Source organism: Niastella populi (assembly GCF_002078015.1).
Lineage (GTDB): Bacteria > Bacteroidota > Bacteroidia > Chitinophagales > Chitinophagaceae > Niastella > Niastella populi.
The window spans coordinates 78,043-95,708 of record NZ_LWBP01000243.1 but is presented as its reverse complement, the minus strand read 5'-3'; the positions used below and the strand labels follow the sequence as shown (position 1 = coordinate 95,708).

13 protein-coding genes are annotated in these 17,666 nt (G+C 45.2%); 5 read left to right on the top strand and 8 right to left on the bottom strand.

Annotated elements, in window-relative coordinates; genetic code table 11:
• Positions 1–528: 528 nt before the first annotated feature.
• The 7 genes from atpA to A4R26_RS31375 all read right to left on the bottom strand — a co-directional run bounded on the left by atpA (position 529) and on the right by A4R26_RS31375 (position 9,693).
• Entirely contained in the window at positions 529–2,109 is a 1,581-nt protein-coding gene (atpA, locus tag A4R26_RS31410; protein WP_081170636.1) for a F0F1 ATP synthase subunit alpha, read from the bottom strand.
• 34 nt (positions 2,110–2,143) lie between these two features.
• Positions 2,144–2,707 carry an ATP synthase F1 subunit delta gene (atpH, locus tag A4R26_RS31405; protein ID WP_081170634.1) on the bottom strand — a complete coding sequence of 188 codons (564 nt, stop codon included), beginning with the start codon at positions 2,705–2,707 and terminating at the stop codon, positions 2,144–2,146.
• Between the two features lie 167 nt (positions 2,708–2,874).
• Positions 2,875–3,369, bottom strand: coding sequence for a F0F1 ATP synthase subunit B (gene atpF, locus A4R26_RS31400; protein ID WP_081170632.1), 495 nt, complete (start codon positions 3,367–3,369; stop codon positions 2,875–2,877).
• Between the two features lie 101 nt (positions 3,370–3,470).
• Entirely contained in the window at positions 3,471–3,710 is a 240-nt protein-coding gene (atpE, locus tag A4R26_RS31395) for an ATP synthase F0 subunit C (RefSeq protein WP_014223036.1), read from the bottom strand.
• 34 nt (positions 3,711–3,744) lie between these two features.
• Complete coding sequence (gene atpB, locus A4R26_RS31390; protein WP_081170630.1) at positions 3,745–4,950, bottom strand: F0F1 ATP synthase subunit A; 1,206 nt, start codon at positions 4,948–4,950, stop codon at positions 3,745–3,747.
• A 509-nt stretch (positions 4,951–5,459) separates the two neighbouring features.
• Positions 5,460–7,286 carry an ABC transporter ATP-binding protein gene (locus A4R26_RS31380; RefSeq protein WP_081170626.1) on the bottom strand — a complete coding sequence of 609 codons (1,827 nt, stop codon included), beginning with the start codon at positions 7,284–7,286 and terminating at the stop codon, positions 5,460–5,462.
• A 199-nt stretch (positions 7,287–7,485) separates the two neighbouring features.
• Entirely contained in the window at positions 7,486–9,693 is a 2,208-nt protein-coding gene (locus A4R26_RS31375; RefSeq protein ID WP_133054840.1) for a hypothetical protein, read from the bottom strand.
• Positions 9,694–10,389: 696 nt separating this feature from the next.
• On the opposite strand from A4R26_RS31375, the gene A4R26_RS31370 reads away from it, so the two are divergent.
• The 3 genes from A4R26_RS31370 (at position 10,390) to A4R26_RS31360 (ending at position 13,572) form a co-directional block, all read left to right on the top strand.
• Positions 10,390–11,067, top strand: coding sequence for a response regulator (locus A4R26_RS31370; protein ID WP_081170622.1), 678 nt, complete (start codon positions 10,390–10,392; stop codon positions 11,065–11,067).
• Between the two features lie 92 nt (positions 11,068–11,159).
• Complete coding sequence (locus A4R26_RS31365) at positions 11,160–12,206, top strand: sensor histidine kinase (RefSeq protein ID WP_081170621.1); 1,047 nt, start codon at positions 11,160–11,162, stop codon at positions 12,204–12,206.
• Between the two features lie 196 nt (positions 12,207–12,402).
• The gene (locus tag A4R26_RS31360) at positions 12,403–13,572 is read left to right on the top strand and encodes a choice-of-anchor E domain-containing protein (RefSeq protein WP_081170619.1); all 1,170 of its coding nucleotides are present in this window, start codon (positions 12,403–12,405) and stop codon (positions 13,570–13,572) included.
• 42 nt (positions 13,573–13,614) lie between these two features.
• Here A4R26_RS31360 and A4R26_RS31355 read toward each other — a convergent pair whose 3' ends face one another.
• Positions 13,615–14,904, bottom strand: a complete 1,290-nt coding sequence (locus A4R26_RS31355; protein ID WP_081170617.1) for a DUF5690 family protein — start codon at positions 14,902–14,904, stop codon at positions 13,615–13,617.
• Positions 14,905–15,391: 487 nt separating this feature from the next.
• Here A4R26_RS31355 and A4R26_RS31350 point away from each other — a divergent pair, with 487 nt between their 5' ends.
• Complete coding sequence (locus A4R26_RS31350; RefSeq protein ID WP_081170615.1) at positions 15,392–16,222, top strand: UDP-2,3-diacylglucosamine diphosphatase; 831 nt, start codon at positions 15,392–15,394, stop codon at positions 16,220–16,222.
• Positions 16,223–16,246: 24 nt separating this feature from the next.
• Entirely contained in the window at positions 16,247–17,281 is a 1,035-nt protein-coding gene (locus A4R26_RS31345; RefSeq protein WP_081170613.1) for a glycosyltransferase family protein, read from the top strand.
• Positions 17,282–17,666: the final 385 nt, after the last annotated feature.

Sequence of the window (17,666 nt, the reverse complement as noted above, 5' to 3'; positions counted from 1 at the left end):
GGAACAAAGTAATTCACAGGTAAATCGGGTAACCGGAACAATAGTTTTCACGGAACATTGGGGTAATAATAGAAACGGAAGATACAGGTACGGTTCTGAACAGGAGATTGGGAGAGAATCATATCAGCAACGCTGATCGATGCACAAATATCGAAACTGCAATTCGATTATGCAATAGTAATATTACTTTTTTACATTTTTTTTTACGCTGGTACTAATCCGTGAAACGGCAAACGTGAAACGTGAAAGGGTGTCCTAATTTCGAACCTCCGTTTCTTTCCGGTAATCCCCGACTTCATCGGGGCAGGATGTGAATCGGCAATGACCCGCTTATCGTGACTCGCGATTTTCCGCCGCACCCTGTAATTCCCTACTTGCCACTAACTACTTGCCACTCGCCTTTATCACCTCTTTCAACTTATCAACTGCTTTCCGCGTTAAGCCTTAAGCGTTCAGCGTTCAGCCTTAAGTAAAAAAGCCACCCCTATTCGGAGCGGCCCTTTCAAATATATCGTATAACAATACTTGTTATGCTTTGTACTGGGGTATCAGGGTGTTGGCCAGATTAACCATTTTCTTAATACCATCATCAGGTAAGTTACCTTTTTTGAACTCAACCAGTACATCTGGCAGTTTGTTTTCCATTTCCATCAGGAAGTGTTCTTCAAACTCTTTCATTTTCTTAACAGGTACTTCACGCAACAAACCTTGCGTACCCAGGTAAATGATAGCCACCTGCTTTTCTACGGCGAAAGGCGAGTATTGGTGTTGTTTCAGGATCTCCACGTTACGGGCACCTTTATCAAGTACCAGTTTGGTAGCGGCATCGAGATCACCACCGAATTTGGAGAAGGCCTCCATTTCGCGGTACAGGGCCTGGTCGAGCTTCAGTGTACCAGCCACTTTCTTCATCGATTTGATCTGCGCGTTACCACCCACACGGCTTACAGAGATACCTACGTTGATGGCCGGACGAATACCTGCGTTGAACAGGTTCGACTCAAGGAAGATCTGTCCATCGGTGATCGAGATCACGTTTGTAGGAATGTAGGCCGACACGTCACCGGCCTGTGTTTCGATGATAGGCAATGCGGTGAGTGAACCACCACCTTTTACCAGGTGTTTTATCGATTCAGGCAAATCGTTCATGTTCTTTGCCACAGAATCGTCGTTGATCACTTTCGCAGCGCGCTCGAGCAAACGGCTGTGCAGGTAGAATACGTCACCGGGATAAGCTTCACGGCCAGGGGGACGGCGCAGCAACAGCGACACCTCGCGGTAAGCTACGGCCTGTTTTGACAGATCATCATAAATGATCAGGGCCGGGCGGCCGGTATCGCGGAAGAACTCACCGATAGCGGCACCGGCAAATGGCGCGTAGAACTGTAACGGAGCAGGATCAGAGGCTGAAGCCGCTACGATTGTTGTAAAGGCCATTGCACCGTTGTCTTCCAGGGTCTTCATCACACCGGCAATGGTTGATGCTTTCTGACCGATGGCAACATATATACAGAACACCGGTTTTCCGGCAGCGAAAAATTCTTTCTGGTTGATGATGGTGTCAACCGCGATGGCGGTTTTACCGGTTTGACGGTCACCGATGATCAGCTCACGTTGTCCGCGGCCGATGGGGATCATGGCGTCAATGGCTTTCAAACCAGTTTGCAGTGGCTCCTTTACCGGCTCACGGTAAATTACACCAGGCGCTTTACGCTCCAGGGGCATTTCGTATCTGTCGCCGGTGATGGGTCCTTTACCATCGATGGGCTCACCCAATGTATTTACCACGCGGCCCAGCATGCCCTCGCCTACGTTAATAGACGCGATCTTGCCGGTGCGGCGTACTTTAGCACCTTCTTTAATATCACCGCTTTCACCCATCAATACCACACCCACGTTGTCTTCTTCAAGGTTAAGGGCAATGGCACGTACCCCGTTCTCAAACTCAACCAGTTCACCGGAACGTACATTATTTAAACCGTATACGCGGGCGATACCATCACCCACCTGCAATACAGTACCCACTTCCTCCAGGTCGGCCGCAGCGTTAAAGTTGCTCAATTGCTGACGCAATATCGCAGATATCTCATCGGGTTTTATCTCTACCATATATAACCGTTTATAGTTTTTGAGTGTGTGTTAACTATCTTATCTTATAAATAAAATCATTATTCATGAATTGCGCCTTGATCTTGTTCAGATCGTACACAATGCTGGCATCAACCAGCGTATCGCCAATCTCAAGCACAAATCCGCCGATGATATCCGCATTTACGGTAGCCTTCAGGTCGATATTGCTCAGGTTGGTTTGCTTCTGAATCTGGCTTATAAGCTGCTTTTTTACCTCTTCGGTAACAGGTACGGCAGTCGTAAGCTTTATAGTGTGAATACCTTTTTGCTTTTTGTACTGGTCTATAAATGCAACAATGATCTCAGGCAGGTTCGATTCGCGGCCTTTGGTAATAAGCAGCCGGTTGAAAGCAGCGGTAATGTCGCTGATCCTTCCTTTGGTAACTGCTTCGACAATTACGCTTTTTTTATCAGCCTTTACAATGGGGCTGCGCAGCAGCACCAAAAAATCGCGACTATCTTTGCAAAGCGCCTGCAGGAACTGCATATCCTGATACACCGTTTCAACCTGGTTCCTTTCGTTGGCCAGGTCAATCAAACTTTTTGCATAACGCGCCGCTAAACGAGGGTTTGGCATAATGTGATAATTTGATAATGTGATAATTCGATAATGACCCAATTTTCGAGACCGCTAACTATTACCACACCTCACTTTTTACAACTATTTTTTCAGCCCTTGCGTAATTCGGTATGTGCAATGAGTTTGTATTCATTATCACATTATCGAATTATCACATCAGCTAATTAATTAAGCTTTACTTCTTCAGCCAGTTCTTTAATGTATTTTTCCTGTTGTCCTTTGTCGGTAAGCTCGCGACGCAGCACTTTCTCAGCCACGTCAATTACCAACGCACCAACCTGGTTCTTTACATCGGTGATGGCAGCCATCTTTTGCTGTTGAATAGCCACATTGGCATCAGCGATGATCTTGCCGGCTTCTACCTTCGCCTGCTCTTTTGCCTCTGCAATGATCCTGTCTTTTGTATCACGGGCCTCTTTCAGCAGTTGCGCTCTTTCTTCACGGGCTTTGGCAAGCAGGGCCTCGTTCTCACTTTTCAGTTGAGCCATTTCAGCTTTTACCCTTTCAGCGGTTGCCAGTGAATCGGCAATACCGGTTTCACGCTCTTTCAGTGACTTCAAAATAGGCTTCCAGGCGAATTTTCCCAGAATGATCAAAAGGATCAAAAACGCGATTAAATTCCACACTAATAAGCCTAATCCGGGGGTAAGTAATTCCATATTAAATTGATATTTATGGTATAGTTATAGCTTTTTAGAGAAAAATACTGCATTCGCCGCCCTTTGCATTGAATGCAGTACTGTTTTTACGTGACCACCTACTAGCGGAATACAGCCAGCAGACCAGCAACAGCAGCCAGAAGGGCAACACCTTCTACGAGGGCCGCAGCCAGGATCATGGTAGCACGAATGTCGTTAGTTGCTTCTGGTTGACGGGCAATTGATTCTACAGCGCCTTTACCGATCTGACCGATACCGATACCGGCACCAATCGCAGCCAGGCTAGCGCCGATTGCACCATAACCAGGTTGAACTTCCAACAGAATAGTCATCAAATTCATGATACTTGTGTTTATAATTAAAAAAGAGCTTGGTTTACACTACTACCGGATCTCCATGTCCGGGAACATCATCATGATCGTGACCACCCTCAAACGCCTGACCGATAAATACCGCTGTCAGGTTACAGAAAATATACGCCTGTAAAAAGGCAACCAGCACCTCTATTACATAAATGAACACGGCCATTGCTATAAAGAATGGTGAAGTTCCAAAAGCCAGGGCTTTATTCATGGCGCCAAAAATGAAAATCAAACATATGAAGGCCAAAATGATAACGTGACCCGAGATCATGTTGGCGAAAAGACGAATGATCAGCGCGAAAGGCTTGGTGAATATACCCATGATCTCTACAGGGATCAAAATTGGTTTTACACCGATGGGCACAGGCGGGTTGAAAATATGCCCCCAGAAATGTTTGTTGCTGCTGAACAGGATAACGATAAATGAAATAATACCCAATATCGCGGTAAAGGCAATATTACCAGGCACGTTCGCCGTTCCGGGCACCAACGCAATCAGGTTATTGATAAGAATAAAGAAGAAAATGGTCAGCAACAGGGGCATGTACCTTTCGTAGCTATGGCCGAGGTTGGCTTTGGCCACATCGTCTCTTACGAAAGTGATTACCGGCTCAACCGCATTTTGAAAACCTTTGGGAGCGCTCGTATGCCCGATCCCTTTTTTATATTTTTTCGCAATACTGGTCATCATCAATATCAGCAGAATAACTGAGATGATCACCTGTGTAGCGTTACGCGTTAACGAAAAGTCGTATACTTTGGCATTGAGATCCGGTTTACCATCTGCACCTAACGCATAGATCTTCTCATTTGGGTAAATGAATTTACCATCTGCGCTTTTTAATTTGCCAATCTCCGGATTGTGTGCTCTCCAATGATCAGTGATCCATACATACCCCTGGTGTGCTTCTGTACCATGGTGAAATTTGGAAGACATGAACGACGTCCACCCCTTCTCAGGAGAGTACAAAATAATAGGTAACGGAATAGAAAAAGAATGCTTGCTTACTTCAAAGAAATGAAACTCATGACCATCAGAAACGTGTTCAATGATCGTTTTGGCAGGATCGAGCTTTTCTTCTTCTTCGGCTCCCGCTTCGTGATGCGCACCACCCTGATGATTATCACCTTCAGGCTGTGCAACCAGCAAAAGTGGCGAAACCAATAAACTCAGGCTGAAAACCGCTACCAATAAGGATTTGACGCTTCTGACCAGCATACCTGTTTTAAATTTTGCGCAAAGATAAGTAGCGGAAAGTCAAAAACGCACCAATAATCAAAGTAATTTATTCAACACCTGTCCAGTACTGTCCTGTGTTTGGTGGATTTTAGCCCCTTTGAATCCTTATATCTTCAAAAACATCATATTATTATTTACCACATATATCAGAAAATAACAATTCTGCTTAAAAATCAGGGGTGTGTTTTACCATTTACCGCCTCCTGTCTCTTACCCTTAGCCATACCAGGTCAATATCTGATCTCACTTAAACTTATATTAAACAGTTGCCAAACCCAAACCAAACCCGTGTATACCCCTGATTTTGCCTGCATTTGGTCTGGGCTTGGTCTGCGTTTGGTGTGCACTTTGTCTGTGTTTGAATAAAACGAGTTATTGTTCAGGGCCGGAAAAGGCCTGTACAAATTCATACAGTCATTCATATGAAATAAATAAACATATGAATAGCTGATGCCATCACTAACAGGTTTTAAAAGCATGGCTCCCTGTTACGGAACCGGAATGTGTTTTTCGAACTGCATCTGGTGAAGTTTGAAATAAAAGCCCTGGTGGGCGATCAGTTCGTCGTGGGTGCCCATTTCTTTGATCTCGCCCTTGTCGAGCACGATTATTTTGCTTGCCTTGCGAATGGTCGACAGGCGGTGGGCAATGACGATCGAGGTACGGCCGGCGATCAGTTTATCGATAGCCCGCTGTATCAACAACTCGCTCTCAGTGTCTACCGACGAAGTGGCTTCGTCGAGGATCAGTATGGATGGATTATATAATAAAGCCCTGATAAATGACAGTAACTGGCGCTGACCGAGCGAAAGGCTTCCGCCCCGCTCCATTACATTATAATCGTACCCGCCCGGCAACTGCATTATAAAATCGTGCATATCAATCATTTTGGCGGCTGCTATCACCTGTTCCCGCGAAATGGCGGGGTTACGCAGGGTAATATTATCCAGCACCGAACCCGAGAACAGGAATACATCCTGCAGCACTACGCCTATTTGCCTGCGCAGGGCCTCCAATTTGTAGTCCTCCACTTTTACATCATCGATCTTTATAGCACCCTGTTGTATATGGTACAGCCGGTTCAACAGGCTGATTATAGAGGTTTTACCGCTGCCGGTATGGCCCACTAAAGCCACCGTATCGCCGGGTTTTACCTCGAAAGACAGATTCTTCAATACATAGCGGTCTTCAACATATGCAAATGATACATTCTCAAAGGTGATCTTACCTTTTACCATGTTTGGCTCGAAGGTGCCTTCAGTCTTTATCACATCCTTATTATCCAGCACCTTGAATACACGCTCACTGGCCACCATACCCATTTGCAACACATTGAACTTATCGGCAATTACCCGCAATGGCCTGAACAGCAGGTTAAGGCAAAGGAAAAAGGAGAACATTTTACCTATGAGCACCTGGCCGGCCGCCGGATCGTCTTTATAAATATCCAATGCATGCGTTGCCGCCCACCATACCATTAAACCGGTGCCCACCGCCAGCACTATTTCCACAACGGGAAAAAACACCGAATAGGCGAAGATGGCATTGATGTTGGCATTGCGGTGCTCTTTATTAATTGCGTTGAACTTTTTGAACTCTTTGTCTTCCGCAGCAAATGCCTGCACAATAGCCATACCGGTAATATGTTCCTGCACAAATGCATTGAGGTTGGCTACCGCGTTGCGTACTCTTATGAATGACTTGTTTACGCTTTCCTTGAAGAAATAGGTGGCTATCAATAAAAAGGGAAATGAGGCCAGGCTGATAAGCGTCAACCGCCAGTCGACCCAGAACATAAAAATGAGCACTGCTATGATCGATAACAGGTCGGCGATAATGGGTATAAGCCCGTCGGAAAAAATATCGTTGATGGCTTCAATATCATTGATGGTGCGGGTAGTTAAAGTACCTATGGGGGTGGTATCGAACTGCGACAGGTTAAGCTTCAAAATTTTCCGGTATACATTAACCCGCAGGTCTTTTACCACGGTTTGACCCAGCCACGCCGTTAAATAGGAGAAATAAAAACGGAAAGCGGTTTCAAGCAACAGTAACCCTATTTGCAGAACGGTGATCCAGATGATCACTTCTTCAATAGATAGTTTTGTTGTTTTTGCGCCGGCGGTTACGCCCTGTTGAACATAATCGTTGATGGTTACCTGAATAAGCCAGGGCCGTACGGGAGATATAACGGCCAGCAGGATAGCCATTACTACCGAAAATATGAATTTCGTTTTATAGGGCTTTGCATACTGAAATACCCGCTTCAGTAAACTCAAATCGAATATGATCTTCCCCTTACTTTTTCCTGCCATAACGAGTTTGCAAAAATAGGATTTTAGTTTGGGGTTTGTTGTTTGTAGTTTGTTGTTATCCCCTGAATTTTGCAGTCTGCAAAATATTTAACAGGCTGTTAAAGCGGGTTTGCAGTTCTTTAATTCGCGAACTTCAGGTAATGGCAACAACTTGCCGGTAGTGACAACCACAAACAACAAACCATAAACCACAAACCATTTACTCGCCCATCGCTTTACGATAAGCTTTAATGAAAATAGCACCGAGGTTTTTATATGGAGGAATATAATCGTCGAACTTTTCTTTGGCAGCTCCGGTTGCAAACTTTCTGCTCAGCTCACGCCACATATTTATCCAGTCAATATTCCTGCCTGTCAGCAACCTTTCATTGATAGCCTGCAAAATGGGATCGTTAACGTTCATGGTGCCCACCTGTTTTGAAGAAATGATGTGCGCATCGGGACAAGCCGTCAGCACTTCATTCAGGTTATTATAACCACCGCACGATCCCAGCACCACAATGCGTGCGCTTTCGGGCAGCTTGCGCAATGTGGTTGGCAGGTGATAACTGTGCCCCCGGTGCACCACCATGGTAGGGGTGAGGTCACGGCCCTGCATATACTCTATTAATTTATTCTGCGCTTTATCATCGGGGTCATCTTCGCCATACAATGGCTTATTGGCAAAGATCAAAACGGGTTTGCCTTTGGTAGAAGTAATGGTGGTCCACTCGGGTTTTCTTTCGTCGACCCGCCAGCCCGGTTTACCGCGGAACAGGCTCATAAAGCTGACATAAGAATGTTGACCATCTTTATCTTCGTCGCCGTAAAAGAATACCTGTTGCACAACCCGGCCGCTATCATCGGTAAGATTGCTGTAATCTTTACCATAAATGGAAGGTATGCCCAGTAGGGTGCTCAGATCAACTTTCTTTGTTGTATCGGCCGACTCGAATAAAATGCGCAGGAGGTTATAGATAACCATACCTCGTTTATTATTATCCTGTACATTTTTGATATGGCTCACATTCACTTCATTCAAAATAAATGCTGCCAGTTCCTTATTCTTGTCCATGATGCTGCTGTACGAATCGGCAACGTCAACCGCATCTTCAAGGTCATTCATTTTTCGTGGCTTTTCCAAACCGATCACAAAGGCCTTCATCATCGTTTCGGCATTCTGCTTATCCATTCTGCCCAAAAAGTCGTTCAGTTCATTATAACCGGCGGCCATCTTAATGAACTTCCTGAAGTAATCGCCATTCACGCTCATGATCAAACTATCGCCGCGTGGGTGGGCCATGCGTTGCCAGATGCGGGGATATACACCGCGGGTATAACTGGAAGTATAAATTTCATTTTCTCCCAATACCGCCAGGTAGTACAATTCCTGGGCGGTCAATCCTTCAAGGCGTTTGAACCGTACGTTTTCGTTTGAAACACTGTGCAGCGCATTGATCTCCCTGATGAAATAATCCCGCGCCTTGCGCGACATCATTTCTACCAGGGCCTGCATTTGATTGGCGGTTTCGTTATACGGCGGTAACGAGCGTTGTACGTATTCAATCCTCGTTTTTACCATAAGGCGGAAATAGCTCAGCTCATTATCTTTTACGCTATCGATAGCGCCGAGGGTGATATTGCCGCGCAACAGGTTATCGAGAAAGGGAAAGTATAACTGGCCGCTTTTACTGGCAGCTATACGGGCAACCAGTTGTACTGCAGAGTCGCTGTGATTGCGGATGCGTTCGCTCAGGGCGTTCTTGGCCTGGGCATAATCATATACCTTGCGAATATCCGTGCTCAACGCCACTTTTATCAGGCTGTCGGCAAAAGGAGCATTGGGATTTTTAGCCAGCTCGGGCATTATCATTTCGGGATGCAGGGTAAGGTATTTGCGCATCAGCATGGTACGCGAGGCAACCATGCCCGGGTTTGAATCGAGGTACTGTTTAAAACAATCGAGCAACAATTTGGCTACGCCGTAATCATTGTTTTCGATGACAGTTGCAAAACTTTTATTTTGTTTGTCGAGCTCGATGCATTGGGAGAACGCTTTGATAAGGGCAGGCGCCAGCGAAGCGGGAAAATCGCGGCGGTTCAGGCTACCCGTATATCCGCGCAGCAGGATCTCGATACTGCGCAGGTACCTGACCTTATCATTACTTTTTAGGGTGGAATCCATTTCAACCTGTGCCTGCAGCTCGTCAACACCGCGTTGCAGCGCATCGAGAATTTGCAGGCTGATGGTGGTATCGGCCGAGATCTTGCCCTGGTTATTTAGCTGGATAACTCTTTTTTGCTGTTTATCGATATTGCCGTGCCATATTTCGCGTTCCATGGGCACTTTCAATGAAACTGCCGTTTGCGCAAGACCGATCTGCCCAAGAAGTAAAAAAGGTATAATAAAGTGTATAGGTATCCTCATATGCTGCACATCTATAAGGGGTAGAGCAAAAATATGACCAAAGGGTTGTACAGGCCGGTTTCATTTTCAACCGATATGCGACCAGGACCCATATACGCCATTTTGTCCTGGTTCGGGGGTTATATGAAACACCGGCCGGTCTGTTTTTCCTTTTTTCCGTTCATTACCGGCCAGGTCAGCATGCTGCTACATTAAAAAAACAGTGATTTCAGGCGTAAGGTAGTAAAGAAAGTTGAAAGGTTGGCAGTGCCTGCCCCTATAAAGAGATGTTAACAAGTTGACAGCCAGGGTCCGGAATTAAGAAATTTCAGGGCACCGGTTTCCCGGGGTCAGGCGGCTGATTAAGTAACGGGTTCCATGACCTGAGCTTCCCGTGTGAACCTGTTACGGGGTTGATGCATAGAATGAACACGAGGCAATTGATAGCTTATTGATCATTTGCAATTAATGACATTGGCCTGAACCTTGCGGCCTGTTGCAGCTTTTCGAACCTGTTGCCGGCAAAGCAATTCAAACTGCTTCATTACGCTGCTGAAATTCAATACAGTACATCATTGTGTGGCCATTTTGCCCCATTTTATTTCCCGCTTTTTCTGTCTTATTTTTACCTTTCTTCATATTAACAAATTGTGAACTCAATATTATCATTTACAGGAAAGCACCATTTCAAGTAGGTTTGCCAAAATTTTTAATTTAATGAATGCTAAAGGCAAGATCCTGATTGCAGATGACGAGCCTGATATAGTTGAGATTATCCGGTATAATCTTAACAAGGAGGGATACGAGATCGTAACGGCTAATAATGGGGACGATGCCATTCAAAAAGCCAAGTTAAGTCAGCCCGACCTAATCATCCTGGATATCATGATGCCCCGCAAGAACGGGGTGGAGGTTTGCGAAATATTACGTGCCCAACCGGCATTTAAAGATACCGTTATCGTTTTCCTCACCGCCCTCAGCGATGAAAGCTCGCACGTCAAGGGCCTCGAAACCGGCGCCGACGATTACATCAGCAAACCGGTTAGTCCCAAAATACTCGTAAGCCGCATACATGCCATCTTCCGCCGTATCAACAAAGAACCGGAAGAAAAAGTGATCAAGATCGATAACCTCGAAATTGACCCCGTTAAGTTTGAAGCCAAGGTCGATAGTAAAGCGGTGGTACTCGCTAAAAAAGAATTTGAATTACTTTACCTCCTGGCATCTAAACCCGGCCGTGTTTTCCTGCGAAACGAGATCCTTAACCAGATCTGGGGCAACGACGTGATCGTAGGCGACCGTACCATCGATGTACATATCAGGAAGATCCGCCAAAAGCTCGGCATAGATTGTATCACCACCGTTAAAGGAGTTGGATACAAATTCACAATGTGATAATGAGATAATTAGCTAATTTGCTAATTTACAAAGAGCCTGGTTTTCCATTAGCACATCAGCACATTAGCAAATTATCACATTGGTTTTCTATGTCTTCAGCAAAAAACCTCTCACCACGACAGTTAGCCGCTTTTACAGCCGGCATATTAGCTGTTCCTATAGCTTTAGGGATATTCGCCCTTACGCTTAACTGGAAAGCCGGCCTGGGTTCGCTGGTGGCCATTTTTGCCGGCGGGTACTGGCTTATTCTGGTAACCATGGAAAGGTTTATTTACCGCAAAATAAAACTGATCTACAAACTCATTTATCAAACCAAGGCCACCAAAAAGGAAGAGATGTATTTCAAGTACATTCTTCCCCAAAAAAGCATCGATGAGGTGCGGGCCGATGTGGAGGAATGGGGCGAACGCCGCAACCGCGAAATTGAAATGCTTCAGCAGAATGAAGCTTACCGCAAAGAATTCCTGCAGAACCTTGCCCACGAGTTCAAAACGCCCATATTTGCCATTCAGGGTTATGTAGATACCCTGCTCGACGGGGTAAATGAGGAAGCGATCAGGAAAAGATTTCTCGAAAATACCGCCAAGAACGTCGACCGGCTGGTGAACCTGATGAACGACCTCGATGAGATCTCAAAGCTCGAACGGGGCGAACAACTACTGGCCAAACAGAATTTCATCATCCAGGACCTTATTCGCGAAGTTTACGACTCCTTATCGATAAAAACGCAGGGTAAGAACATTCGCACCATTATCAAAAAAGGCTGCGAAGCGCCCATCACGGTTTTTGCCGACAAGGAAAAAATTAAGCAGGTACTTATCAACCTGGTTGAAAATGCCACCAAATACGGCAAACAAAACGGGAATATAGTCGCCAGTATTTACGACACCGACGATCAGCATGTGCTGGTTGAAATCAGCGATGATGGAATTGGTATCGAAGAAGAGCACCTGCCCCGCATTTTCGAACGCTTTTACCGTACCGATACCGCCCGCAGCCGCGATAAAGGCGGCACCGGCCTCGGCCTCGCCATTTGTAAACATATTATTGAAGCGCACGGACAAAGCATTCACGTACGCAGCACCCCCGATGTTGGCACTACCATTGGTTTTACGGTAGAGGCGAAAAGGGATTAATTAGCTAATGTGATAATTTGATAATGGGATAATGAAATACAGGAAGAGAGTGATAATGAAATACAGGTTGAGAACGGGACCAACTTACTACACTTCCCCCGTCCTTGCTAAATAGAACTATTTAATTGTTCTGAATACCGATCCGGCGCTATCACTGTGTAATAATTCCCACCGTTACTTTGGCAATCCAATTTCTATGAAAATGCTGAACCGGACGGTTTTAATACCCCTGATCTTACTTTTGGCATTTAAAAGCCAGGCACAATGCGACGCGGGCAATGTAAGTACGCTTTCGTACGATACTACGGTAAATGCATTGGGTAATTCACTTTACAGCTTTACTTTCCCGCAATTTGACCCTACGCTCGGCACCCTTACCGAGGTAAAGATCAACACTAAAGTAACGCTGGTGTACAATTTCAGTCTTGAAAACGGGGAATCCAACCCGGTGAACAATTATCGCGTACGGGTGTTCCGTGATGATGAGATCAGCAGTAATGCGCTGATGTCGCCCCTCACGAACTCCTTTCAGAAGCAATATGGGTATTTTACCCTTGGCGGTTCAGATGGCGTTCCTGATTCTGGCCCAGATTATACGCAACAGGGCCCTTTGTACGTTTTAAATAAGAATGACATCAATTATACATTATCAAATACCGCCGATTTCTTTGGTTCTGGTACAGTTATGTTCGATTATGCCACTTCAACCTATTCCGCGGCGCAGGGCAGTATCAACAACAATCTCAACGGCTCGGCACAGGATGAGGTAAACTTTAACATAACATATACTTATTGTCCGCAGATTATTCTCGCAGCCGATATAACTTCATTCAAAGCCAGCAAAGTTAATGACGCTGTTATTGACATCAAATGGATCACTCAAAACGAAAAAAACAATCGCAAATATGAATTACAAAAAAGTACTGACGGGAAAACTTTTAGAGGCGTTGCTCAGTTTGCTGGAAAGACAACCCAGGCCGGCTCCTATAGTTATTCGTACGCGGTTCAACCAACCGACAACGGTAAAACCGTTCTTTTCAGGATCAAACAGGTAGAAGAGAACGGCGCTGCAAAATTTTCGATAATAAATGCAGTGAGGCTGGGCAGTAAAAAAGGAACGCCACCCGGAATTTATCCGAATCCCGCCAAAGGTGCTACCAACCTTTTATTCAGCAATACAAAGCGAAGCAATTGGGAAGTGAGCGTATACACCATAAGCGGTCGACTGTTGAAGCGCTATAATTTTATAAACGCACTCACCGGAAAAATAAATACCGCACAGGAGCTTGAAAAAGGTGTTTACATGGTGAAATCGGTAAACAAGACCACCCGGGAACAATTTGTTCAACAACTCATAGTTCAGTAGATCATATTAAGGTGCGCCTGGTAAAACGGGCGCATTTTACTTTTATTCCTTTTCGGGCATCATTCGTTTATACCTGCCGCTGAAATAAAACAGGGAAAACAGGGTGGCCAGTACCCCTATTACAGAAAATATCACTACGCTGGCCGGGTAAAACTCGATCCAGGTCAACTGCAAACCCACTATTTCTTTTGTAAGCATTACCGACATGCTGCCCAAATATCCCCACGCATCGGCTATATAGATCAGGAACCCCACATTGCCCGTTATTTTGAATGCAGCGATCAGCCGTTCGAAATAAATACAGTTAAAAGGAATATATCCCATATACAAACCCAACCCCGCCAGCTGCATCCATAATACGCCCGGCATGTAGCCGGTAAGGAAGAGGGCCGATGAAATGCCTGCTATTAAAAAACCCGCCACAATTACCCAATGGATCAAACGAAGCGCTTTTATGTTCTTTCTGATGATCACCAGCAAACTCATTACCACCAGTACCACCACCGATGTAATGGTTTCTGTTTTTGTAAAGATCGCGGGCTTTTGCCCATAGCCCAGCTCATTCCACATATTGGCCATAAAATTGTCGCGCACATCGCGCATTATGGTAAGGAAGAGGTACGTAATAACAACGGCCACCACACCACCGCCAAACAACCGCAAAAAGTTCTTTCTGTCTTCCCGGGTCATGGGCAACCGCATACTTCTTTCCTTTACATCATCCGCATCGGGTTGGGGAACCCGCTCTAACAGGAACATAAAAACGATCAAAGGCACTGCAAATACCAGCCCTGTTGTAAAACCCAGCCATTGCTCCCCTACCTGCCAGCTATCGCGCAGCCACACTGCCACCGACCGGCTAAACCCACCCGCAAATACGAAACTCACCGCCATAGCCGCCCCTATAAAATCGGTAGCCCGGCGCCCTTCGGCATAACTGAAAATAATTCCCCACATAAAACCAAGCATAAAACCATTCCCAAACAGGAAAAGCATGCCCCAGGGAGCCGGCACCCATGCAAAAAACAGCAAACACAACCAGGCAAGGCCTATTAGCACCGAACTGGTTTTCCAGCGCCCCAGCCGTTTGAGCTCGGAAATAAATTTGATGCCGTAAAATTTACTGGCCATATAACCCAGCCCCTGGCTGATGATAAGCAGGGTCTGATACCTGACACCCCAGAATGATTGTCCTTCGAAAGTGGCAACAGTAAAGGCTTTTCGGTAAGCGAAGATGCATGCATAGGTTAAAAAGGCAACAGCGGCAGTATATAAGGCAACTGTTATCTGCTTTTTTGAAAAGGCAGGTGCAGCAGGCGTGGTTGTCGACAAACGGAAGCAGTTTTAATGATGGCTGTGTGAAAACGTTTCTCTCGTAAAATAAGGAAATAAACGCTAAATGCCGAACGCTGAAGGCCTGCTCACCAATTTCGAGCCATCCCTATTAGTACGCCTTCGCGAAAGCGCTACAGTATGAACTGATCAAACTTCGCGAGTAAGCCTTATGCGTTCAGCATTGAGCCTTTAGCGTATTAAATAAAAAGGGCGAAACTTAAAAAAGCTCCGCCGGTCAACATTAAGAAACTGCTACGATTGTTATTTATGTATAACACACAGCAATAAAACGGACACTAAGGTACAGGGTCAATATTACCGTATTCTTACTACAGTGTGAACAAATGATTACGTCTACGCCCAGCCGGTTTTAGTTACCAAACACCGGTTCGTAACAATTCCTTTACACAAGGCTAACGGGGGCTTAATAATGCTGTAACACTGGGGTCATATATATACCTGAATTTTGATAAACCCAAAGTCAATGGAAAAACGCGCAGTAGATGTGGTTGTTATATCTGATGTACACTTAGGTACATACGGATGTCGTGCAAAAGAACTGGTTGCCTACCTTAAAAGCATCCTGCCAAACATTCTTATCCTCAATGGCGACATAATCGACGGCTGGCAGTTCTCGAGGCGATACTTTCCGGCATCGCATATGGCCGTAATAAAAGAGGTACTGAACCTGATCACAAAGGGCACCCGCGTGTTTTACATTACAGGCAACCATGACGAGTTGCTGCGCCGCTACAGCGATTTTCAGTTAAGCCATTTTACCCTTACCGATAAACTGGTGCTTGAGATCGATAATAAAATGACCTGGATCTTTCACGGCGATGTTTTCGACAACACTACCAGGGGTGGAGCAAAAATCCTGGCCAAACTGGGAAGCAATGGTTACGGGGCGCTGATCCTGTTTAACAGGTTTGTAAATTTTGTACTGAAAGCATTTGGCCGCGAAAAACTGTCGATCTCAAAGAATGTAATGGCCGGGGTTAACAAAATGGCCAAGATCGACAACTTTGAACAGATAGCAGCAGAGCTGGCAATTGAGAAGAATTATGACTATGTGATCTGCGGTCATATACACCAGCCGCAGAAAAGAGTGATAGAAAATGAAAAAGGCAAGGTCACTTATCTTAATTCAGGCGACTGGGTTGAACACCTTACCGCGCTCGAATACCGCCAGAACGAATGGAACATTTTTGAATACAACGAAAAAGATTTCCCGCAAACGGCAATAGACATACCAGCCAAGGTGAATGTGTTAACAGATGAGATCAGTTTCTACATTAATTCACTGGCAATTTAAAACCCCAGGTTTTATTTATTCGATATGAAGATATTTTATGCAATTCAGGCTACAGGCAACGGACATATCAGTCGCGCCATGGAGCTGCTCCCCTACTTACAGAAGTTCGGCACGGTTGATATTTTCCTAAGCGGCGCCAACAGCACCCTGCCGTTAAATGCGCCTGTCAAATACCGCAGCAAAGGGTTAAGCCTTTTTTATACCTGCGACGGCAAGCTAAACTACAAAAAGATCATTGGCGGCATTTCCCCCTTCAGGGTAATGAAAGAAATGCGCGATCTGCCGGTTGAGAAATACGACCTGGTGATCAACGATTTTGAATGTATCACCGCCCTCGCCTGCGCCCGCAAAAAAGTACCCAGCGTAAATTTTGGTCACCAGGCCAGTTTTTTATCAGATAAAACGCCGCGACCAGCAAAGCCAAACAAAACCGGGGAGTGGATCCTGCAGAACTATGCCCGCGCAACCAATTATATCGGGCTGCACTTCGAGAACTATGATGATTTTATCTTTTCACCGGTTATCAAAGAAGAGATATTAAAAGCTGAAGCCACCAACGATGGGCACATTACCGTTTACCTGCCTTCTTATTGCGATAAACAGTTGATCGATTTGCTGAAACCCTTCAAAGACCATCGTTTTGAAGTTTTTTCCCGCCAGGCGGTTACGCCTTATACTGTAGATCATATGAACTTTCGCCCGGTTGATGCAAAAGATTTCAACCGCAGCCTTATCAGTTGCCATGGCATTGTGTGCGGGGCCGGTTTTGAAACGCCTGCCGAAGCATTGTACCTGAAGAAAAAGATGATCGCCATTCCTATTCAGGGACAGTATGAGCAACAATGTAATGCCGCTGCCCTGAAGAAGATCGGCGTTACCACCCTCGATAAACTGGATGATGATTTTACCGATACCTTCAATAACTGGGTGAGCGACCCCAATACGCCTACGGTTCAGTACCGCTATTCTACCGAAGCTATTATCAATATTCTGATGTACCGCTGTACAGACCTCAAATCACCATTAGACATACCCTACCCCGACCTTATCTTCAATTAAGAGCGTTCTTCCGTTTTACCAGGTGTGCCACTGCTTTTATTAGTTGTGGCACTTTTTTATGTATCGTATAAAAAAAAGAGCCGTCACGATAGAAATCGAACGGCGTCAGTCACATGAGAGAAATAAAACTCTCACTTTATAGAGAATCTTGATAGTATTGATTAATAAGTTCAGAGCGGGATATTCTGAAATTTGCCTTTGGCGAGGATAAGATGATTAAAGATACTTCCGTAAACGTGAAATTTCATTATTATTTATAGAATTTTACTTTCTTCTTACAATTTTCAAAAAATCACCCGACTTCATTTAATTTCTTACACCAATTGCACTGTTTTATTTACAAATATTCATTCAGGATTTTCTTAATAAGACAACTCCCGGCAAC